Below are 19986 nucleotides of genomic sequence, written 5' to 3'. Positions count from 1 at the left end.
ATGAATTCCGCCAGTAAATTTAATGCATATTTACTGCATAAGTTCTCAGCCCGCTATTTTACCAAAGCCCGCTTGCAGACCATACGGTTTTGCGCGGGTTTTGCGCGTTTAATGTGAAATTTAATAATAAATTGGTATTTATATGATGGAATTACGTGGGCTTGGGGATGGCGAGCGGGTTTGATTGTGCATGGACGAGGTTTGATGGGCAATCAGTACGTTCGTGCTTTTGTTGCTTTTTCGGCCAATTTGCTGTGCCAAAGACGTTTGTTTGATTTTTATGCATCAAACAAATGCCACAGCCGAAGCTGTTACACGCCAGCACAGCTACCGCCCATAGTTACGTCATTCCAGCTTAAAACACGCTGAAATGACGTAGCTAAGAAAACAGTTTTATTATCAATTCAGGCTTCGATATGTGCCATCCGTGTGATGTCCAGCTCACGACCAGGCTCTGACCCTAGATCACAAGCCCAGCCGAATATAAGTAAACACCGCCATCCCAAAAAATATCGTCTGCAACATATTCTTGCGCACCAAAAAGAAGACTGTTGCCAACAAGCCCGCCAGCAAACGCGGGTTTTGCAAACCCACTTCGACCTGACCATTGGTCAGCAACAGGTCAGGCACGATGATCGCTGCTAAAGCGCAGGCGGGGGCGTAGCGCAGAGCTTCCTGCACCCGCTTGGGCAGGTTGATGTGATGCCCCACCAGCCAAAAGCCACTGCGGGCAATGAAGGTGGCCAGAGTCAGCAGGCCGATGACGAGCCAGATTTCCCAGTCGCTCATGCTTGCTCCTCTTTGTTCTTGTCGGTCGCCAGTTCTTTTTTACCATCCAGATATTCTTCCAGCATCATGGCCGTGCCCATGCCGAGCAACACAGCCAGCAAGAGGCCGAGTTTGTAGGGCAGATTGACCGCAAGCAAGGCGACGATGCCAGCCACAACGACACCGGCAAAGGCAGCGCGGTTGATGATCAGGGGTAGCATGATACACAGGATCGCCAGCGTGCCGGCAAAGCCCAGCCCCCAGCTGCTCGGCACCTGGCTGCCTAGCAAGATGCCAATGACAGAGCCCGTTTGCCAGGCGCCCCAATTTGGAAAGACCAGGGATTTGAGGTAAGCCAGCTTGCCTTTTTCTTCAATAAATTCAGGATAACGCTGTATGAACAGGCTGACAGAAATGTCGCCTGTCATAAAACCCAGCCAGGCGCGGGTACGCCAGGGCAGGTGCGCAAAATGGGGAGCGAGAATGGCAGAAAAAATCAAAAACCGCAGGTTCACGACCAGTGCCGTGGCAAAAATCACCCAGACTGGTGCATGTGCGGCAATCAGGGGGAGTGAAGCGAGTTGGGCAGATCCGGCAAATACCAGCAGGGTCATGCCCAGTGCTTGTGGCAGCGTCAGGCCAGCCTTGATCATGGCTATGCCAACCACCATTCCCCAGGCACCTATGCCAAACCAGGTGGGTGCTCCTACTCTCAAACCTTCCTTGATCGCGGCCTTGTCTGATTCAAATGACATGAGAGTGTAGATAGAGCGGGAAAGTGCATTATTGTAACTTGGAAACAAAAAGCTTGCCGACAGTGCTGATTTTGTGAGCAAGTTGGCAAATAAGATGCAAACATAAATGCCGTGTAAGCCCCCTCCTCTTCAAGGGGATGTTGTCGGGGTTTCGCAAAGCATGCTTTGCGCCGACGACATCTAAGCGGCTTGCAAGCTGCGCGGTGGACGGGTCAGGGTGGGGATGGGTTTCAGTTCCGCAGGTTGGGCTACGTTTTATCAGCCCAACACTCGGCGGATAAATACCGTACACGTTTGCAGCGGCCCCGTGTTGGGCTGATGAGGCGTAGCCCAACCTACGATTTTTGCCACGTCGTGCCAAATCACCGGCTACACACCATCACCAGCCACCAGCACGAATACCCCCAGCCACCCCATAATCCGTTAAAATCCTGTTGGCAATGTTTAATTCGGGAGCAAACCAGCGTCGCCAGCCTGTGCGCACCTGCTTCCAGCACCATTTTTATTTACGGAGTCCCCATGTCCAGCACAGCCAGCACAGCCACAACCAATAACATCGTCGAACTGCAAGCCACCGATTTGCCTGCGCATTGCCCTAATCCGGCCATGCCGTTGTGGTCTTCGCACCCGCGTGTTTACCTCGATCTGTCGCATGGCGGCGCCGCCACTTGCTCTTACTGTGGCACGCAATATAAGCTGGCAGCCGGCGTCGTGCTCAAAGCCCACTAAACCACCGCCCCCATCATGGCCGCTAAAAAACAGTTGAATGGCAGTGCCGACGAAGTTGAGGCAGCCTTTTATGATGCACTCAGCCGTGCCGACCTGGATGGCATGATGGCCCTGTGGGCTGAGGATGAAGAGATAGTCTGCATCCACCCCGGTGCAGCCAGACTGATAGGCCATGCGGCCATACGCAGCTCCTGGGAAGCGATCTTCGAACGCGGCAGTGTGCAGATACGGCCTTTGCAGTTGCATGCGACCCACAATATGCTGACAGCGGTCCATAGCATCGTCGAAGAATTCCAGCGCCCCAGCGATGGTAGCCAGGATGTACATATCCTGGCCACCAATGTGTATGTCAAGACGCCGCGTGGCTGGCGCATCACCATGCACCATGCCTCGGTCGCGTCTGGCAAGCCGCCTCTGGACATGTTCAAGGCCAGCATCCTGCATTGATGAACTTTGCATGAAATACCTCTCCCCTCGCTGGTTACCCGGTGGCCACCTGCAAACGATTTACCCGGCCCTGTTTATCAACAAGCCGCACACGGCCCTCCGGCGTGAACGCTGGATTGCGCCGGATAATGACTTTGTCGATATCGATTTTCTTGATGGTGAGCCGGGCAAACCCTTTGTGGTGATGTTCCATGGTCTGGAAGGCTCCAGCGACAGCCATTATGCGCGCGCGATGATGGCGGCCCTTGCTGACAAAGGCTGGTCGGGCGCGATACCGCATTTTCGGGGATGCTCGGGCGAGCTCAATCAGGCACCGCGCTTTTATCATTCTGGCGATGCGCAAGAGATAGACTGGATCATAGAACGCCTGTACCAGCAATTCCATCACCGTCATGATGGTGGCAAGTTTTATGCGGCGGGTGTTTCCCTCGGTGGCAATGCTCTCTTGCGCTGGCTGGGTGAATCGCAGCATCATGCAGAAATCGTCAATGCGGCCTGCGCCGTTTCTGCCCCGCTGGATCTGGCCCAGGGTGGCGCTTCGCTGTCGAGCGGCTTCAACATGATCTATACCCGCATGTTTTTAAAGACACTGAAACCCAAGTGCCTGAAAAAGCTGGAGCAATTTCCCGGTCTGTTCAATAAAACTGCCATGCTTGAGGCGCGCGACTTGTACGAGTTCGACAATGTCGTCACCGCGCCCCTGCATGGCTATCTCGATACCGATGATTACTGGCACAGGGCCAGCGCCAAGCTGATACTGAATGACATCACTGTGCCTACTTTGGTGCTCAATGCCAGAAATGACCCTTTCCTGCCCGCACAGCATTTGCCCATGCAAGCGGCCAGATGCGTGACGCTGGATTATCCCGAGCATGGCGGCCATGTCGGTTTTGCTGCGGGCAGCATACCCGGCAATTTGAACTGGTTACCGCAAAAGATACTGCAATTTTTTGAGGCGAATAGCTGATGGATGACATCGTCAAGGCAGCCATGGCCAAGTGGCCGAATGTACCGCATTGCTATGGCTGGCTGGCACTCGATGCACGCGGCAACTGGCGCATGCGCGACGAGCGCAGCCAGGCCTTTAACCTGCCGGGTGACCCCATACGCAATGCCGCCCTGCTGGCTTTCATCACCCGCAATTATTTATGCAATGAAGAGGGTTGCTGGTATTTTCAGAATGGCCCGCAGCGCGTGTATGTCGATCTGGAAGCCACCCCTTATATCGCCAACACCACGGCAGATGGCAACTTTTCCCTGCAACATGGTGAACAAGCCTTCACACCTGAACTGGCCTTCCTCGACCCGCAAGGCCGGCTGCAACTCAGCAGCGGCAATATCCTGGCGCAGCTTGATGACCGCGACCTGGCACTGTGCCTGCCCTGGCTGACACTGGGCGCGCAGTCAGTCAGTGATGAAGAGCTATTGCAGTGGCTGGAAGATGCCAGTACACCGGGCGAATTGCAATTACGCCCACCCGGCATGCCTGACTTACGCGTGGAAGTGCAGCGCTGTGAAGAGGGGCAATTGATGCGGGAATTTGGTTTTGTGCAAAAGCCGCGTGCTCCTTCATCAACTTAAGAATGATCACTCACTTAGCTCCCATCCGCCTTTGCCGGTTTATCGCCAGTACCGCGCACATTGATCTTGACGACGCTTTGCAAGAAATCAAACCAGAACGGTGCACCGAGGCTGACGGCAAATGCGGTGACCAGGCAACCCAGTAGTGCCATGCCGCAAGGGAAACCGGCGAAGAAACTTTGAAAGCCAAACATGGCGAGCACATCAGCAGTGATGGCCGGTGTCGTCGTTGCGCCTTTTTCTATGGCTGCTGCGGCAGCCGCGGCAGCCTGATCCCTCAGCACAGGGCTGACCCACAAGGCTCTGCCCACGGCAAAAGCGTCGAGCTTCATGCCCACGGCCAGCAAGGCTCCCAGGCCCAGGCTCAGATAACTGGCATAGCGCTTGTAGCGACCAGACAGACGGTCCATGGATTCATCAAACCAGTTGGCAACGTCCTGCTCTACCTTGGTGACATCACCTTGTGCGCGGCTGACAGCCAGTTGCAGCACGCTTTTAAAATTCCCGGCGGGCAGATTATCAACAGCAATGTCGAGACGGTTGAAAGCGTCTTTGCTGGCGTCCCCGGCACCACCCAGTACATGAATGGTGGCTGCAGCAAAACTGGTCGATGAAATATAAGAGCGCTTGCCATCCAGCGGTGATACCCGCGGATGATTGACGATCGCCTGTATGACGGGGTCAAGATTCTTTTTTTGCTCCAGCAGTTCATCAATGCCAGAAGAGAGCGTATTTGCCCTGAGCTTCAAGACAGTGGCAATGAACTCCTGCAATGCGGTCACGAACAGCGATACCGCAAGAAAAAACAGGGCAATACCGATGGCCGTTTCCAATACCTGGCTACCAAACATGATGAATTCCTTTTCTCGATTTTGCTGACTTTTGCTGACTGGTGCTAACTCGTACTGACTGGTGTTAACTGTGAATGACCATTGCTGACAGCGCTGGCGCATGGTGCACCACGCCTTGTCGTATGATCTCAATTCATTTGGGATTGAGCAGTTTTGATGCCTGTATCGCTGCTTGCACCAGTTTGATCACCTTGTCTGTAGCCTTGCTGCTCGCTATGCCTATCACCACTTTGTATGCCTGCCGCGCCAACCAGCCAGCGCTATCAACATTGGCAGCCACCCGCATCAAATTGTCTGCCCTCGCCTCTATCTGGTCTTCCAGGCTGGCAGGATCAAACTTGCCAGGTATCTCGGGCGACGACTGTTCGGGTAAGGCTGAGCCATACAGGGGAATGATGGGAATCTCAAATTTGCCACTGTTGGGCGGGGATTCTACCGCCGAAGGTTTAAGCGCATTGAACACGACATTATCCGGCTCCAGCGTAAACCAGGATTTTAAAAACGCCTGGCAATTCCTGCGGCCCAGCATGTAGTCATGTTCGCGATATTGTTTGGAAAAGAATCCCAAAAAAGCCGCCAGGCCAGACGAGGCAATTGCATCGCCCCCTGTCAAGGCATCACCTTTCGCATTCTTGCGACTGGGTGTGATCAAAAAGCGGCTAAAGTCACTGCCATCAGTAAAAGCAGCCAGATCTGCCGAGTTGAAGCGATTATTCTGGATCAGGCAATTAATCGTGGGGAACAGCACACTCATCAAATCTGCCTTGGGCAAGGCAGCAAAATTGGGCACATCGGTAAATGGGTCTATCAGCACGATGGCACGGTTGACATCACTACCATTGGTGACGCGCGTTGGCGCTATGCCAGACAAGACATCATGTGCCAGACCTATCGGTGCATTGTCGGTACAACCACCATCAAGCGAAACAAAGGCATATTTGCTGCCCGGATCGCTATCCGGCTGTACAAACAGCGACCATTCAGGCCTTAGCCATTGCGGGCTGTATGTGCCCTGGCCAGTATTGGGCAAGATATAGCGGTAGGCATAATGCCCGGCTGGCCTTGCCAACTGTACCGCAGGCAAACCCACAGGAAACGCCGCCGTACCCAGCGCAAAACTGGACATGCCAGACCAGGCCAGCATGTCCTCTGCATCATTGCCAACTTCAAACGTGTCTGGCGACAAAGGATATTGCGGCGTTGGCAAGGCCCCTAGAATATCAATGCCAAAGCGCACATAGTCAGCATGGTTGACAAAATATTCGGCCCGGCCAGTCTGGCCAGAAAACATCTGCTTGTAAGGGATACCGGCGACATTTGTATATGTCAGTATCACCGGCAAAGGGTTGGCCACATACTGCCGTGCGGCAGTATGCCCGCTGTCAAATGAAGTACCGCTGGCTGCCGCGGCAGCGAGTGGCTTGCCAGACAATAATGAAGTAATCGTCGTCGCCCCGGCAAGATCATCGTTTGCCAGCAAGCCTTCAATAGAAATGGCATTTACCCAGATCTGGTAGAACGGGTTTTTTGCCCTGAGCTCGGGCGAGGCCTGCATGCCGGCTGGTGGATAGAGATAACTCAGCGCACGCGACAACAGCACCGCATTAACGCCGCCACCAGACGTGCCAGTGACCACCCTGATCAACACCTTATGGCGCGGCACGGTCGGTGCACCGGGGTGATCGATATCATCCTGCGCTATCGCCGCCGCCCAGGCATCCAGTGACTCAACCAGAAAATCCAGCACGCCGGCTGTATAACAACCTGCCGACACCGTGCCACCCAGCACCAGGGCCAGCTCGAAGGTATGCGGAGCAGGCGCAGGCTGCGTCAGCGGGAATATCCTGGCTACCTCCGGATCTCCGGAAATTGAAAAAGTCGTATCGGACAAATTGCACTCCTGGAAGATCAGCTCGGCGTTCAGCTAACAAGTATCTCTATCTGGAAACAGGCATGACGCGCCCTAAAGACAGCAAGCCAGCTTCAAGGGCAAATACAGGCATAGCAACAGGCTTGACTGTCAATGCCTGTTTTTTCAGGGAGATGACATTTTACAAACAAAACAAATACAAGATAGCATTTGCTTGTGTAAAAGTCACTTTATTAAAGATGGGTGTTGCATGTCTTCACAATTGGGTACATGCATATTCCCTACTGATCGCCACATGCTTACTGCTGGCTGCCTTGGAACGCCGCAGCACGGCTGTCTCTTCAGCACCGCATTAAACGCCTGGGCCAGCTCTGCCGCATCGTCGCCAGCATGGTGGGTATGCGGCAAGCCTTCGCGTTTGAGCGCAAATTTGATCTTGCCCTTGCGGCTTTCCACCCATTCGCAACCTGTGAGCCCCATCCAGTAGCTACGCAAATCCACGCCTGGGCCTGTAGAGCCAACAGGGCTGGCGCCGACAAAGCGCATCAACTATCAGTGCACAAACATGCTATCCCATACTGCTGGTGCAGCGAGAAACACGGGCCTGCCTATCTCGCGCAAAGAATTCACCCAGTCGTAAGCGGCGCATAACCACTGCGGCCTCTGGCGCACTGTCTATCAGGTTCTGCCTGTCGAGGCCAGGACAGCCAGTGCAGCGGGATCAAACTCGGTGGGAATAGGGTTGAGTTCAGTATAAAACGCTAGTTCAGGATGCCCTGCCACCGCCATGCCCAAAGAGATCATGCTGTAGGGGCCAGGTATAGGGCCATCTGCCTCAACATCGACGGCAATAAAAATTTCTGGAAGTTCTTTGATGGCTGCTGTCATGCACATTTTTTTTGTGCAAGCGCCATGCTAGCTGCTGGCAGGGCAATCATCAAAGCAAATCTTGCATCACCTTAATTACAATTCTCATTCCCTGGCCAACCGCGTGACTGCTTAAACTGGTGCTTAATGCAGCTTCTTCCAGATTTGCTGGATGATGATCATGGAAATATGGTCAGGGTGGCGATCACCGTCATTATCGAGTGCCATACAAGAATCAGTCAGGGCCACATTGCCACGCCACAGGCCAGTCGTATTGCGTATCCCCATGCCCCATCCGTTGTGGAACTGAATCAGATTTTCATACGTTGAATCCCGCGTACGCTGCTTGCTGGCTTCATCCAGCCTGGCCAATATGTTGGTCGCCGCCTGTTCACAAGTCGTTGGCCAGGTATCAGCATCCGGGTAGCGCTTGCATTGTTTGTCGTAACCATTTTTGCCTGGCGTGGCGCAAGTAGCGGCAGGACCGCTGGCGCTGGCTGGATCAGTTGCCGCGGTAGGTGCCGGAACAGGTGCAGACTGCGCCCACGCCACATTGGCGCAGATCATGATGACAGCAGCAAAGCCAGAACAAATGCCAGATCGTGTAATGCTCATATAGTCCCCGTCAAAAAATGCCAATTCAAAAGTATTAAAAAATGTTAAAAGTACTAAACAGGCATCATACATGAAATAAAGGAAATTACTTGCGTTTTGACAATCATTCTTCTTGCCTAGGGCCATCGTCCCACCAGTTCTGCGCAAGGATGGTGATGACCTCATAGTTGCTACCCTCTTCTTCTCGATATATTTCTATACCCAACATAGCTGCCAATTCGTAATCATAGGATTTGAATGCTGCCTGCATCGAGGGTGAGCATTGAGATGGATATATCTCACAACAAAACAACCTGTCTTTTTCGTCAATCGCCACCAACTGTCTGGCAATCACCCTGCCCTCTTCATTGCGGGCATAAATAACCCGCTTGTTGGCATCGAGCAGGCAAGCAACCGCCGAGTAACTGCAAAAGCCACCTATGGACAAACAAGACCCGGCATAGGTACCCAGTTTGAGAATTTCAAACGGATCCTGCTCAAAAGCCAGTCGCAAGCTTTTGCCATCCACCTTGATGTCTTTGTGCAAACCAGCTTCCCAGCAAGCTTTGTCAACAAGTGGATGAGCAGCATGCCAGGCCAGATTGAGAGGATGATGGCTATATGAATCTGGCTTGCCAGCCTTTACCTGTCGCAGGAAACTCTGCAAACCCTTGCGGTTATACCTGGGATCTCTATCCAGCCCTGCCAGCAGGCGCAGCGCATGGGCAGCAGACGGAACTTGCCCGCGTAATTGCAGTGCCCTATCCATGTCTTGCCAGATAGCCTGCTCCATTACCCGGAGGCGAAATGCTGGCAAACGCTTGAGCGTGAGAGCACAATGTCTTTGCACCTGCGTGTCAGTCAGGACTATCTCGTTTTCGATGTAAAGGCGCAAGCGACGTGGCAAAGGGCTATCCAGTTCGTACTGTTCACTCAAACTCAGGATTTTCTGACAAGCTGCTAGCGGGGCCAGTGCAGCCCAGTCACAGACCAGATATTCTTCCAATATTTGCCCGCGCATGAATTGCAGCCTGCGCTCATAATGGAGACTGCCAAGCAGAGACAGGGTATGAAACAATCGTGGCGCTGCCAACTGCATACCCTGCCAGATCAAGGCCGGAGCCCATTCAGCCATGGCGAAAATACCAAAAGCAAGCAGTCGGGTGTTGTCTTCACGGCAGCAGGCACGTTCAAACAAAGACCAGAATTCTCCACTCAAATCGCGCAAGCCGATGCGCATTTCTGCGGGCAAATAATTGATCAGGTTCGTCAGCGCACAGCCGTAAGTGATATGGCAGGAATAAGGCTCCTGGCTCAGCATTGCCATCAGCGGCAATGCATCCTCAACAACTGCTTTCAGGCTGCCTGCAGCCTGCGTGTCAAAGCGCTCAGTCAACAAGTACCAGAGTGAGGCAAGCTTTTCCTGCGGCTCGGCCTGATGCTGTATCAGTAGCGCATGAAAGCGAGGATACACCTTCATGTATTCGCGCCATTTACGCAATTTATCAGCATCATCATCCATCCATTTGAACAGACAGATTACACTGATCAGTGTGTCAGCAGTCTGTGCAGTCATTTCATGCCAGCAGGTTTTGCGCATCAGTGAAGCCAGCCCTGGCAGCTCACCGCATGAGCGCCACAGCGACAGATGCATGCGTACCCCTGCACGTTCACAGGCCAGGTTGATGATGTCGGCGACTTCTTCCTTACAGCCATGGAAGACTGTCAGGCCAGAATAACGTAAATCAGTCGCCCCACTCATTTCAAAAAACAGGCAACCTGTCAAGCTATATTCAACATTCACTTGTCTGCTCAGGTTGCACAGAGTTTTGCGCAAATATAACTCAAAGCGTGCATCGTACCCTGACAAATCATGCAGGCGCATGAGCTGGTCAGCCGTCATCTGTTGAGACGACAAACTCCCCCGCACTTCCCGCATCACTACAGCCAGGAAAATAGTTTGCCGGTTTTCTGGCAAGAGCAAAGTGAGTTGTGCCGCGTGCGTATTATCCGTATTCATGGCACACAGGCGGGCCAGTGCGGCCAGTTTTTGCGAACGTGCAATGTCATCTGTATGCTGGCTGCTGCACTGATGCCATATTTGCAGCCAGGCCAGTTGCAAGTCTGCGCTGCATGCACGCAATTGCCACAGCAAGCAGCGGCGAAACGCTTCTGGCAAAACGGGCAATTCTTGTGCTGGCCTGTTCCAGTGATGCCAATACAGGGTGGCACTGCTGGGCATAAACCCGGCAGGCAGCGACATCACCTGTCCCTGCGCATTCAACGCAGGCAAGGTGGCAAAATCATGGCTCGCAATGAAAGCATCCAGCAAACGTGCATCTGCCAGCCAGTGACACAAATCAAGCGCAGGCTGCGCTGGCTTTGGCGGCTGGTATTTGGTACCGCGAAAAGCACGCGGGTGGGCAGCAGTCGCCACCGGCTTCCTGGGCACCACGGTTTGCGGTAGCGCCACCACGCTGACATTGCCAGCATCAGGCACTGTCATCCAGAACACCCGCCAAAAAGCAGGCCAGACACTGCGCAAGTCGCTGGCAGTTTGTAGACTATGCCAGTCCGCCAGCAAGCTGGCCGACTGAGGAAACAGGCGCGCATCCAGCGCAGTGAGCTCCACCTGCCGCAAAGCAGGCTGCACCACACCATCGACTTCATCACTGAGCAAGGCAACGATGCCCTGAGGTTGACGCAGCAGGCTGATTAAAATGGATTTGACAGTTTGCAGGGCAGGCGGCTGAACGGCTGCCCTGTCTTTGACAGGTTTGCTTGATGACATGTGAACACAAAATAAAAATCCAGGGAATGGTGTGCGCCCACGAACAGGATTCACAGTGCAAACGCACACGCAAACAGACTGCTCAGGCACTTCCGGGATGAAACCAGTCCTGCAAAGGGTGGCTTCAGATTTTCATTTTTTATTTCACATGTGGGGAATGAATGGTTTAAAAAAATATAGACCGACAGGCAAGGTAGCTATCACGTTTGCCACGTATTATAAATGAAGCTATTACAGCTTGGCACCATCTTTTTTAAAAGTTAATACTCGCCCAAATCCAGGTCTTTATTACGTTTTTTTTCACGCGCGATCGTCATAGCTATCGTCATGCTGGCAAGATGCATGCACCATTCACCTCACCGCGATCTCATCTATATAAATGCCGAGTACAGAGCGACGCCCTTTGACCACAACCCGGTCACCAGGAACAGGCTGGCGGCCAACGATGGTTGCTCCATGCAGATGGTGGCGGCAAACTCTGGAGCCCCCACCCGCAGGGTTTGATCACACATGCCCAGCTTGGGTTTCAGGCGCCCTAAAGAACTTACGGTAGCCTCTACAACGATCACCTCGCTATTGAATGCCCAGCCTGCCAGGGCCGACAAGACGATAGGGCTGCGCAAGATAATGAAAGTCAGGACACAGGCCATGAGAGGTATAAAGACCAATTGACGCAACACTGGCGATGGATAGCGATCAGCGATATTCGCCTGATGCGTACGGTCATAACATCCGTAAAGCACGAAGGGAAACACCACCACTGCAACGACCCAGGGTAAGGTCGTCGCATAAAAATGCTCGCCTGCAAAAATAAAATTGTCACTCAAATTAAACCCGTAGAGCAAACAGGCAAGGCCCAGGCACGACAGTGCGAATAGGTACTTTTGCCTACTGGTCATAGGCTTTCTGTCCATGAACTTGAATGACCATTCTTCACGCGGACGGGCCAGTCTCTCTTCTGCAATTTTGCCAGCGGCGATTACCCGCTCTTCCAGCAGACGGATTTTTTCTGCCTGCTGTTTTTTCAGCAGTTCAGTTGATGTTTCGTTTGTTTGCACTTGATTTATTTATCTGGTCTGGACTGCATCGACGACGCGTGCCCCCTAGCTACTCAGCGCCGCTTTTTCTCTTCCGCCAGTTGTTCCTTGTGCTTTTCTTTCCATTCACGCTCGCGGGCATCGATGACGGACAGCTCGTAATACTGCGCATCTTTTTCACGGCGGGCGATGTCGAGTTGTTGCAGGGCAGCGGCGAGGTTATTTTCTATGCCATAGGCCTCGGCCAGGGCGACATGCTGGGCGGCTTGTTTGCCCTGAGCGGCATAGACCTTGGCCAGCAGGTTGTAGAGTTGCGCTTCTTGCCGGTACAGTACGATCTGGTCACGCAAGAAAACCGCCGCCTGCTCTTCTTTGCTGTCGGCCAGCAGGGCTTCGGCATATTGCACGGCCACACCGCGTGAGAGCGGCAGATCACGCATGCCTTTTTCTGCCTCTTTGACGGCGGCGGCAGCTTGCTTGTCACCGATCAGGATGTCGATGGACATATCGACATACATATTGCTGTAAGTGAGCATGTTTTTATAGGCAGGTACCTGCTCCAGCATTTTGCGCGACTGATCAAGCAATTTGCGGGCGGTGGCGAATTCCAGACGTTTGTAGGCGACAAAGGCCAGCCCGTATTTGGCAGTGATCTGGTCTTCAAGCTTACCGGTCTTGGCCTGGGTGTCAAAAAAAGTGCTGGCATCCATCAAGCCCTGGGTGCTGCTGTCTTGCAATACCCTGATCCTGGCCTTGGTCAGCAAAAACTCCAGGCTGTCGGCATGCTGGCGGTAACCCTGGTCTGTCAGGCGCGATTGTATGTCGGCTATCCTGTCACTGGTCAGGGGGTGGCTGCGCAGATACGGAGGCAGGTTGTCGTTATAGTTGCGCATGGACGTTTGCAGACGGCCAAAAAAACTGACCATGCCAGACGGGTCAAAGCCAGAGTCCCGCAATATCTGGAAACCAACACGGTCAGCTTCACGCTCGGCATCGCGACCAAAATTCAATTGTTTCTGTATCGCCAGACCCTGCCCGCCAGTAGCAATCGCCATTGCAGCATCAGGGCTAGAGCGTGCTGCCAGCACGGCCAGCGCCAGTGCCGCCAGCGGGATCAGCGCATCACCGCGCTGGCTGGTCAGCATGCGGGCGATATGGCGCTGCGCGACGTGGCCTATCTCATGGCCCATGACAGAGGCCAGCTCGGATTCAGATTGTGCAGCCAGTATCAGACCGGAATGAAAACCTATAAAGCCACCAGGAAAGGCAAAGGCGTTGAGCACCGGATCACGCACGGCAAAAAACTCAAAATTGAAATTGGTTTCGCCACGCGCATCTGGCCTCGCTTCCAGCATCTTGTTGCCGAGGCGGTTCAGGTATTCACTGACCGGGGCATCGTCCATGTAGTCAGGGTCGCGCCTGACCACGCTCATGATTTGCTCGCCGAGCTTGCGCTCTGCCAGCGGCGACAGGTCTTCACGCGAGGTATCGCCCAGAGTAGGCAGGTTTTGCGCCTGGACTACACCAGGTGACAGAGTGGCACTCCCCAGACCGACAGCCAGCACGACTGCCAGACGCAATGCTGACACGGCGGGCAGGCGAAAAACACGTCGCAAGGGATTCTCAATGCTATGATACTTGGACACTAATAGCTTCCTTATTTATCAGGACTTAACCCAGGCGTCATTGAGTAATCTCATCATACCGCCCTACAGGTTTTTTACACAACAATGAGCACAGAAACAAGCAAAACAGAGCAGACCCACGAATTGGCCCGCGAACTGACCCATTTTGACGCAAGTGGTCAAGCTCATATGGTGGATGTTGGCAATAAAAACAATAGCCACCGCATCGCCGTTGCCCGTGGTCATATCCGCATGCAGGCAGCCACACTGTCCATCATCGAGCAAGGCAATGCCAAGAAAGGCGATGTCATCGGCATAGCCCGCATCGCCGCCATCATGGCTGCCAAACGCACCAGCGACCTCATCCCGCTATGCCACCCGCTGGCACTGACCCGCGTCACTGTTGATTTTAGCATTGATGCAAGTAACAACACTGTTACTTGCGAGGCGCAGGTTGAAACAGTGGGTAAAACCGGTGTCGAAATGGAAGCCCTTACCGCCGTGCAAGTTGGCCTATTAACAATTTACGATATGTGCAAAGCCGTTGACCGTGGCATGGTGATGACCGATATCCGTGTTATGGAAAAACATGGTGGCAAATCCGGGGACTGGGTAGCGGATATAGATAAGTGATTGATCTTTATAGAATATTTATAAATCAAGTCGCTTGAGTTCGTTACTAAAATCTGCGTTAAAAACTGCACTCGTTTGACATTCAAAATTTAAGGAAATCACTTCCTGTCCACCGCCTGTCCACATGAGAGGCGAGCATGGCATCATTTAGATTGAGAGCAGGTATTTGGCAAGCAAGGGTCAAGATAAAAGGGTTCCCCGAAGAAACTAAGTCTTTCGGTACGAAGGCCGACGCACAGCACTGGGCCAGGGAAATTGAATCCGCAATGTATCGTGGAGTCTATTTAAGCCAAACCGCACAAAATGAGCTGTTACTAACGGACATTCTGATGCGATATTTGAAAGAGGTAACACCAACTAAGAGAAGTGCACAAAGAGAACTTGAAAGCATCACATTCATGCATAAATTCAAAATGGTGAATTACAGCATGGCAAAGTTGACTCCAGCCGTAATCGCTGATTATCGAGATCAACGCCTAAAAACAGTTGCAGCAGGTACGATTCTTCGAGAGTTATCCATACTATCAAGCATCATCAATCATGCCCGTAAAGAATGGGGCGTAACCATAGAAAACCCTTGCCAACGGATTAGAAAACCTACAATCCCTATAGGTAGAAGCAGATTACTGACAGACAGTGAAGAAGAAGCCTTGATCAGAGAATTGCAGCCACGCTACAGGCGTAGTCCTTTAATGGTTCCCATAATAAGGATTGCCTTGGAAACAGCGATGCGACGAGGTGAGATTTTAGCTTTACGCTGGGAGAATATAGATTTGGAGCATCAAACAGCCCTTCTACCCATTACAAAAAATGGTACGGCTAGAATAGTCCCGCTATCCAGCAATGCTATACGAATACTTACGGACTTGGGGCCACAAACTCAAGGAATTGTCTTTTCAATGTCTCATATGGTGCTGCACAACTGCTTCACGCACGCATGCCAAAGGGCTGGTATCAAGAATCTGCATTTCCATGATTTGCGTCATACCGCTACGAGTCGAATTGCTGAGAAGCTTCCCAATGTCATAGAACTCGCATCAGTCACGGGTCACCAGACAATTCAAATGCTGAAGCGTTACTACCATCCGAAAGCCGAAGTACTTGCAAAAAAACTGGGGTAACCAAGAGTTGATCTAGAATAATTAACCCGTGTGCATACAGAACTGTCTCACTCGGGTTAATACGCAATACAAAAAATCTTTTGCATTGCCTTTTAAGCAAAAATAGCTACACTCTCTGTTTAATTATTCGTGCTTAAATGGAGTGCATATGCAAGAGCAGGCTTTAAACAAGTATATTGAACAGCTGGAAAATATTAAACAGCGTGGCAAAGTCTTTGTTGCCTTTACAAATGGCACCGTCAACGCCATTTATGAAGACTCAACCATCGAGGTTGCGACGCTTCAACTTAGAAAAATTCTTGAACTCCTAGCCTTTGGTTTTGTGCTCAGCATCGGAGAAAAAGCAATACCTGCCTATGCCAGTTTCATGAAGTACAAAAAAGCTGATGATTTTATTTCCAACTTGAATGAACTAAGTGATCAGTTTTATCCAGTTCCGATTAATCAGCCGAGAGAGCAAGGTAAAGAATTGTTATGGGAATTTCCCGATCCTAGCGAGTACTTAACCTCTGAAGATTTCATCACATTGTTCGAGCATTGTGATCTGATTCTTGAACCTAGAAAAGTTGGTGCGATACCGTTAAATTTAGATCACTGCAAAGCAGCAAACCAACGCTGGTATAAAAAAATAGTTCGCTTATTAAATGCTCATTTGGTACATGAAATGGATAGCAAAATTGCTTACCTTTTTCAGATGGAGTCATTAGATACTACTCCTACTTGCACTCATTTTGAGTTTAGTTCTGACAGCCCAGAAATAAAATTAACTAAGAAGCCTAATTTTCCAAGTACAACTGTCACATTAACTGATCATTTACGCCGTCAGTTATCTTATCTTCGACGATCCTGTGAGCTATACGATGCTGGGCATTTGGATGAAGCGATAAGGATAGCCCTCGTGATACGAGTTCTCATACACGATACTCCAAATAGTGCGTCTGTATTGCATCAGATGGGTGTAAAAACCAATTTGAAATTAGTTACATCATTTGGTTTGTCTAATAGATTGCCCAAGAATTTTTCTCCCACCTCAATTATCCCTTTGTTTGCAAGCTCCCAAGGCGGTGGAATCGCTGTTCCGTTTACACTACCGACTCCTCCCATTCTTTTCACAGTCGATGATTGGTGGAACGAGGAAGTCTGGAAGCAAGATAGTACTTTGACTCGCCGCAAGATCATTCTAGAAACGGCAAATAAAGAAGGCGGCGCTCACGTTCAGGAAAATGCCCCCAAGGTCATCCAAGAGTTGAGAAAAGGCTTGACCCAAGTTAGTTCAGTAAAAGTTGGCGGGGTCGAAGTCGGCACACCTAATAACTTTCACTTTGTTCTCAATCGGCAATTTGCACATGAACTGCTCAATTCTGCAGAATTACTAGCGTTAATAAATTGATGTCTGATGCTGCTAAGTCGTCATGAATAGAGTCGCTGCATCAATCGACAAGCACCAATACACCAACACTATTTTTTTGTCTGCATGATTATCAAATTCATTTGATCTCTGGCCTCGTCATCCTGAAGGTAAAACCTAATGAGCTTATATAGGTCAACATCGCCCACAGAACCTGCAGTAAGATTACAAGCATGCACAAGTGCGATTACCCCTTGATCAATTTGATGACGTGACAATTCACAATAGTCCCCATGGCCAATTCTTTCCACTGGTGGTTCAATGTACGATTCCTGACGGTACTCCTTAAGCGCTGCACAAATTGCATCTACTGACCGCTGTTTTTCTTGACGAGTATTCATCAGTAGGTGCTCCTTAATTTTTGCAATTCAATGCCCGACACTTTCGACATCTGCATGGCCTTGTCGATGTCAACAATCTTGCCACGCTTTATCCAAGCATGAATAGTTGTGTTTGATACTGACATTATGTGAGCTGCTTTGGTTGGTCCACCAAGGCGATCAATTGCTACCTTTACTGCATTAGGGTTGAATATATCCATTATTATGTTTTAAGAATTCGTTCTGAGCTGGCATTTGACTATCAGATGCCTGTCATTCTTATGTTAACCTGCGAAATGATGTGTGTCGGGAATTTAAGGGTGCTTTTCATGATAGATCCTTTAAATATTGGCAAGTCCTGATAAAAATATTTTTACCTTAAAATCATCGGATTGATAGTGCACAGTGGTAATGCTTTGTTGCTTTCAAAAGACAAAAACTGTTTCGCTTTCAGGCCTAGTATTTCTCCCGGTGTTGTTTCAATCAAAATGCACTAAAGGTGCGAAATCTAAAGATGCTGTTTGCATTTATAAAAAAATTGCTTAAATGGAGTGAGTTATGGAAGCCCCAAAAAGCCCCGCATATCAATTCAATGTCATTGATAAGACAGGTAGTTTTTGTTGCAAAATCGCCATAAAGATAGATGAGAAAGATCCGCTAAAAATAGCTCGGAATTTTATGATCATTTATGATCATCCTGGTCATAAGGAGGCTAGTTTGCAGCGAACGGAGGACGGCGAATGGAATTTCCCCGATGGTGAAATAGTTCAGCTAGTAGAATATAAGGCCGCTAACCCAAGCTGATGTTTCTCGCTTGCGTACAAGCGACCATATAAGGCTGAGCAAAACATTCCACGCTGAACCAGTGACGATATCAAATCATCGTCCTTGGGCTTTCAAGAGCAGTGGTTTCTGCTTTAATGCGTTCCACCCGATTGATGGTCGGGTTATTTGAGTGCTGCCTTGTCTTTTTCTGTAATTTCCTGCTTGATGACTACAACAGGCGTGTCAGCATGTAATCCGATAGCTCGACCTATAATGGCTGCGATTTTTTCTTTTTTCTCAATAGAAAGCAAATATTCTCGAACAGTATCATTACTCACAATGAACACATCACTGCCGTTAATTGAAGTGCACAAAACTGATGGCAATCCACTTCTTAGCTTCGGTGCGTAGCAGTCGAACAATTGGATATATACCCATGTGTCCCTATATTTTCCTGATTGCAGACCAAGAGTAAGAGAAGTTAAATCAGGATTCGTTACAGGGAATGCTGGCCTTTTATCATTAGCCTCCAAATTTATAGTGCGGTAGGGTATAGAGCCATAGTCTGGCCCTTCACCGATTTCTACCCAGTCCCGTCCTGCTTTTTTTGTACAGCTTGCGAGTGCAGCAACAGCAAGAACTACCAGAACAATTTTACGGATCGGCATATTTATCTCGATTTGATTTTTGAGGTGGTTGATAGGTTGGTTTGCCAGCAAATTCAATTATTCCGCTGGTAGTTAGATAACTCCCTCAGCCAGCCAGACTGTATATTCATAGTTACCTTCAAACTGAGATTCAGAAAAATAGACCGCTTTCTGAACATGGGAGCAGCGATTTTTTGCGGTTAAATATGCCAATTCGTCAGTTGCAGCGCTTTTGCTTCGATGCCAATTTGTGTGAATACGCTTATTGAGTGTTGGTGCAGGTACTTTGCCTTGATATGTCTCGGGCCAAACCTTGACCGATTTTGCGGCTTCAAGATCTGACAATAATTTATCAATCGCCCTTTTCTCAATTTCGATTCTACGATCGTACTTGTCTTTTTCTGTTTTAATGTGGCGACCAGCCAGCAGAACTAAATGGCCTTCGTAATAAACACTCTCAACGTCTATCCCACATTTACCGCACACTGGTTGATGCGAAAACATATCGGGCTGGTTCCAAGTGATTTTAGAATGGCAAACAGAACATTCTGGCTTGGCTTTATAGGCTGCCGCTGCTACGGCTGTGGCAATAATTACGGGAATCAAAAGTTCCTCCGACGAGTAAGATTGGTATTGCTGGCGTAAGACATTATAAACCAATGGTATTAAACGTAAACTAATGGTTGTTATTATTGAATCTGTATCCCTGAAACTATTGGGATGCCAACCCAAGAAGACAAACTCGCCTTTTCGCAGCGCCTCAAACAGGCACTCAAGCGAAGCCCCAAGAAGATTGAAACAGCCACTGAGTTGGCCTTGAATTTCAATCTGCGTCATCCCCATGCGTCAATTACTGCTCAAGCCGCACAGAAATGGCTAAGTGGTCAGGCATTGCCTACTGCCGACAAGATTGCAACACTGGCAGAGTGGCTAAATGTCTCATTTGAATGGCTGAGATTTGGTGCGACTGCACCTACTGTCAGAAATACTCAGGGCAGCAAGAAAGGCAAGCCTGTTCCCGTTGCACCTCCAACCGAGAGTGAACTGTTATTAATAGAGAAAATTCGCAACATGCCTGAGCATCGCCAGAATCTTGTTATTGATATCGTGGAGCAATTCAGCATAGATCAAGCAATGTGGCATAAATAGGTAGCCCAAATCAATATCGCTCTTTCAA

The 19986-nt window shown here is 50.3% G+C and carries 23 protein-coding genes; 9 read left to right on the top strand and 14 right to left on the bottom strand.

From position 1 onward, the window contains the following. Nucleotides 1-465 precede the first annotated feature (465 nt). Nucleotides 466-789: an AzlD domain-containing protein gene (locus ACO0LG_RS17125; protein ID WP_423028476.1), complete on the bottom strand. Its 324-nt coding sequence runs from the start codon at nucleotides 787-789 to the stop codon at nucleotides 466-468. Continuing rightward, nucleotides 786-1523, bottom strand: a complete 738-nt coding sequence (locus tag ACO0LG_RS17120) for an AzlC family ABC transporter permease (protein WP_423028474.1) — start codon at nucleotides 1521-1523, stop codon at nucleotides 786-788. Before ACO0LG_RS17120 ends, ACO0LG_RS17125 begins: the two co-directional genes overlap by 4 nt. 519 nt (nucleotides 1524-2042) lie before the next feature. On the opposite strand from ACO0LG_RS17120, the gene ACO0LG_RS17115 reads away from it, so the two are divergent. From ACO0LG_RS17115 to ACO0LG_RS17100, 4 genes are read left to right on the top strand one after another with little or no spacing between them, the layout of a single operon-like run. Beyond that, a complete protein-coding gene (locus ACO0LG_RS17115; RefSeq protein WP_423028472.1) occupies nucleotides 2043-2252 on the top strand; it encodes a zinc-finger domain-containing protein in 210 nt (69 codons plus the stop codon). 15 nt (nucleotides 2253-2267) lie between these two features. Further along, entirely contained in the window at nucleotides 2268-2699 is a 432-nt protein-coding gene (locus ACO0LG_RS17110; RefSeq protein ID WP_423028470.1) for a YybH family protein, read from the top strand. 10 nt (nucleotides 2700-2709) lie between these two features. Beyond that, nucleotides 2710-3666 (top strand): YheT family hydrolase, encoded by a 957-nt coding sequence (locus ACO0LG_RS17105; protein ID WP_423028468.1) that lies wholly within the window; start codon nucleotides 2710-2712, stop codon nucleotides 3664-3666. Continuing rightward, on the top strand, nucleotides 3666-4280 hold the full coding sequence (locus ACO0LG_RS17100) for a DUF2946 family protein (RefSeq protein ID WP_423028466.1): 615 nt from the start codon (nucleotides 3666-3668) through the stop codon (nucleotides 4278-4280). The genes ACO0LG_RS17105 and ACO0LG_RS17100 overlap by 1 nt, the downstream gene beginning before the upstream one ends. 14 nt (nucleotides 4281-4294) lie before the next feature. Here ACO0LG_RS17100 and ACO0LG_RS17095 read toward each other — a convergent pair whose 3' ends face one another. The 8 genes from ACO0LG_RS17095 to ACO0LG_RS17060 all read right to left on the bottom strand — a co-directional run bounded on the left by ACO0LG_RS17095 (nucleotide 4295) and on the right by ACO0LG_RS17060 (nucleotide 13936). Next, a complete protein-coding gene (locus ACO0LG_RS17095; protein WP_423028464.1) occupies nucleotides 4295-5131 on the bottom strand; it encodes a hypothetical protein in 837 nt (278 codons plus the stop codon). Between the two features lie 133 nt (nucleotides 5132-5264). Next, entirely contained in the window at nucleotides 5265-7022 is a 1758-nt protein-coding gene (locus tag ACO0LG_RS17090; RefSeq protein WP_423028463.1) for a patatin-like phospholipase family protein, read from the bottom strand. 204 nt (nucleotides 7023-7226) lie between these two features. After that, nucleotides 7227-7547: a hypothetical protein gene (locus tag ACO0LG_RS17085; protein WP_423028461.1), complete on the bottom strand. Its 321-nt coding sequence runs from the start codon at nucleotides 7545-7547 to the stop codon at nucleotides 7227-7229. A 132-nt stretch (nucleotides 7548-7679) separates the two neighbouring features. Beyond that, entirely contained in the window at nucleotides 7680-7889 is a 210-nt protein-coding gene (locus tag ACO0LG_RS17080; protein WP_423028459.1) for a hypothetical protein, read from the bottom strand. A gap of 123 nt (nucleotides 7890-8012) precedes the next feature. After that, nucleotides 8013-8483, bottom strand: a complete 471-nt coding sequence (locus ACO0LG_RS17075; protein WP_423028457.1) for a DUF6794 domain-containing protein — start codon at nucleotides 8481-8483, stop codon at nucleotides 8013-8015. A 103-nt stretch (nucleotides 8484-8586) separates the two neighbouring features. Beyond that, entirely contained in the window at nucleotides 8587-11253 is a 2667-nt protein-coding gene (locus ACO0LG_RS17070) for a hypothetical protein (RefSeq protein WP_423028455.1), read from the bottom strand. 371 nt (nucleotides 11254-11624) lie between these two features. After that, entirely contained in the window at nucleotides 11625-12311 is a 687-nt protein-coding gene (locus ACO0LG_RS17065; protein ID WP_423028453.1) for a hypothetical protein, read from the bottom strand. Between the two features lie 53 nt (nucleotides 12312-12364). Next, entirely contained in the window at nucleotides 12365-13936 is a 1572-nt protein-coding gene (locus ACO0LG_RS17060; protein ID WP_423028451.1) for a M48 family metallopeptidase, read from the bottom strand. 84 nt (nucleotides 13937-14020) lie between these two features. Between ACO0LG_RS17060 and moaC the strand changes: the two genes are divergently transcribed. From moaC to ACO0LG_RS17045, 3 genes are all read left to right on the top strand, one after another. Continuing rightward, complete coding sequence (moaC, locus tag ACO0LG_RS17055) at nucleotides 14021-14548, top strand: cyclic pyranopterin monophosphate synthase MoaC (RefSeq protein WP_423028449.1); 528 nt, start codon at nucleotides 14021-14023, stop codon at nucleotides 14546-14548. A 137-nt stretch (nucleotides 14549-14685) separates the two neighbouring features. Next, on the top strand, nucleotides 14686-15669 hold the full coding sequence (locus ACO0LG_RS17050; protein ID WP_423028447.1) for a site-specific integrase: 984 nt from the start codon (nucleotides 14686-14688) through the stop codon (nucleotides 15667-15669). Nucleotides 15670-15817: 148 nt separating this feature from the next. Beyond that, on the top strand, nucleotides 15818-17059 hold the full coding sequence (locus tag ACO0LG_RS17045) for a hypothetical protein (protein ID WP_423028445.1): 1242 nt from the start codon (nucleotides 15818-15820) through the stop codon (nucleotides 17057-17059). Nucleotides 17060-17127: 68 nt separating this feature from the next. Here the strand turns inward: ACO0LG_RS17045 and ACO0LG_RS17040 are convergent, their stop codons facing one another. Together ACO0LG_RS17040 and ACO0LG_RS17035 are read right to left on the bottom strand one after the other, a co-directional pair. Beyond that, entirely contained in the window at nucleotides 17128-17418 is a 291-nt protein-coding gene (locus tag ACO0LG_RS17040; RefSeq protein WP_423028443.1) for a hypothetical protein, read from the bottom strand. Continuing rightward, nucleotides 17418-17618 carry a hypothetical protein gene (locus ACO0LG_RS17035; RefSeq protein ID WP_423028441.1) on the bottom strand — a complete coding sequence of 67 codons (201 nt, stop codon included), beginning with the start codon at nucleotides 17616-17618 and terminating at the stop codon, nucleotides 17418-17420. The genes ACO0LG_RS17040 and ACO0LG_RS17035 overlap by 1 nt, the downstream gene beginning before the upstream one ends. A 337-nt stretch (nucleotides 17619-17955) precedes the next feature. Here ACO0LG_RS17035 and ACO0LG_RS17030 point away from each other — a divergent pair, with 337 nt between their 5' ends. Beyond that, a complete protein-coding gene (locus ACO0LG_RS17030; RefSeq protein WP_423028439.1) occupies nucleotides 17956-18201 on the top strand; it encodes a hypothetical protein in 246 nt (81 codons plus the stop codon). A gap of 143 nt (nucleotides 18202-18344) precedes the next feature. On the opposite strand, the gene ACO0LG_RS17025 is transcribed toward ACO0LG_RS17030, so the two are convergent. Continuing rightward, nucleotides 18345-18830 (bottom strand): hypothetical protein, encoded by a 486-nt coding sequence (locus ACO0LG_RS17025; RefSeq protein WP_423028437.1) that lies wholly within the window; start codon nucleotides 18828-18830, stop codon nucleotides 18345-18347. Between the two features lie 72 nt (nucleotides 18831-18902). Further along, on the bottom strand, nucleotides 18903-19415 hold the full coding sequence (locus ACO0LG_RS17020; RefSeq protein ID WP_423028435.1) for a hypothetical protein: 513 nt from the start codon (nucleotides 19413-19415) through the stop codon (nucleotides 18903-18905). A gap of 114 nt (nucleotides 19416-19529) precedes the next feature. Here ACO0LG_RS17020 and ACO0LG_RS17015 point away from each other — a divergent pair, with 114 nt between their 5' ends. Further along, the gene (locus ACO0LG_RS17015) at nucleotides 19530-19958 is read left to right on the top strand and encodes a transcriptional regulator (RefSeq protein WP_423028433.1); all 429 of its coding nucleotides are present in this window, start codon (nucleotides 19530-19532) and stop codon (nucleotides 19956-19958) included. Nucleotides 19959-19986: the final 28 nt, after the last annotated feature.

It is taken from the genome of Undibacterium sp. Ji42W, assembly GCF_049340405.1.
Taxonomy (GTDB): Bacteria; Pseudomonadota; Gammaproteobacteria; order Burkholderiales; family Burkholderiaceae_D; genus Undibacterium.
Note: the sequence above shows the minus strand (reverse complement) of the source record. Positions and strands in the feature narration are given on the sequence as shown.

Excerpts from the sequence above, each read along its gene's own strand:
- ACO0LG_RS17110 (WP_423028470.1), top strand. The coding sequence starts at position 2,268 with ATGGCCGCTAAAAAACAGTTGAATGGCAGTGCCGACGAAGTTGAGGCA.
- ACO0LG_RS17105 (WP_423028468.1), top strand. The coding sequence starts at position 2,710 with ATGAAATACCTCTCCCCTCGCTGGTTACCCGGTGGCCACCTGCAAACG.
- ACO0LG_RS17085 (WP_423028461.1), bottom strand. The coding sequence starts at position 7,547 with ATGCGCTTTGTCGGCGCCAGCCCTGTTGGCTCTACAGGCCCAGGCGTG.
- ACO0LG_RS17050 (WP_423028447.1), top strand. The coding sequence starts at position 14,686 with ATGGCATCATTTAGATTGAGAGCAGGTATTTGGCAAGCAAGGGTCAAG.
- ACO0LG_RS17045 (WP_423028445.1), top strand. The coding sequence starts at position 15,818 with ATGCAAGAGCAGGCTTTAAACAAGTATATTGAACAGCTGGAAAATATT.
- ACO0LG_RS17095 (WP_423028464.1), bottom strand. The coding sequence starts at position 5,131 with ATGTTTGGTAGCCAGGTATTGGAAACGGCCATCGGTATTGCCCTGTTT.
- ACO0LG_RS17030 (WP_423028439.1), top strand. The coding sequence starts at position 17,956 with ATGGAAGCCCCAAAAAGCCCCGCATATCAATTCAATGTCATTGATAAG.
- ACO0LG_RS17100 (WP_423028466.1), top strand. The coding sequence starts at position 3,666 with ATGGATGACATCGTCAAGGCAGCCATGGCCAAGTGGCCGAATGTACCG.
- ACO0LG_RS17040 (WP_423028443.1), bottom strand. The coding sequence starts at position 17,418 with ATGAATACTCGTCAAGAAAAACAGCGGTCAGTAGATGCAATTTGTGCA.
- ACO0LG_RS17035 (WP_423028441.1), bottom strand. The coding sequence starts at position 17,618 with ATGGATATATTCAACCCTAATGCAGTAAAGGTAGCAATTGATCGCCTT.
- ACO0LG_RS17070 (WP_423028455.1), bottom strand. The coding sequence starts at position 11,253 with ATGTCATCAAGCAAACCTGTCAAAGACAGGGCAGCCGTTCAGCCGCCT.
- ACO0LG_RS17080 (WP_423028459.1), bottom strand. The coding sequence starts at position 7,889 with ATGACAGCAGCCATCAAAGAACTTCCAGAAATTTTTATTGCCGTCGAT.
- ACO0LG_RS17120 (WP_423028474.1), bottom strand. The coding sequence starts at position 1,523 with ATGTCATTTGAATCAGACAAGGCCGCGATCAAGGAAGGTTTGAGAGTA.
- ACO0LG_RS17075 (WP_423028457.1), bottom strand. The coding sequence starts at position 8,483 with ATGAGCATTACACGATCTGGCATTTGTTCTGGCTTTGCTGCTGTCATC.
- moaC (WP_423028449.1), top strand. The coding sequence starts at position 14,021 with ATGAGCACAGAAACAAGCAAAACAGAGCAGACCCACGAATTGGCCCGC.
- ACO0LG_RS17015 (WP_423028433.1), top strand. The coding sequence starts at position 19,530 with ATGCCAACCCAAGAAGACAAACTCGCCTTTTCGCAGCGCCTCAAACAG.
- ACO0LG_RS17115 (WP_423028472.1), top strand. The coding sequence starts at position 2,043 with ATGTCCAGCACAGCCAGCACAGCCACAACCAATAACATCGTCGAACTG.
- ACO0LG_RS17125 (WP_423028476.1), bottom strand. The coding sequence starts at position 789 with ATGAGCGACTGGGAAATCTGGCTCGTCATCGGCCTGCTGACTCTGGCC.
- ACO0LG_RS17025 (WP_423028437.1), bottom strand. The coding sequence starts at position 18,830 with ATGCCGATCCGTAAAATTGTTCTGGTAGTTCTTGCTGTTGCTGCACTC.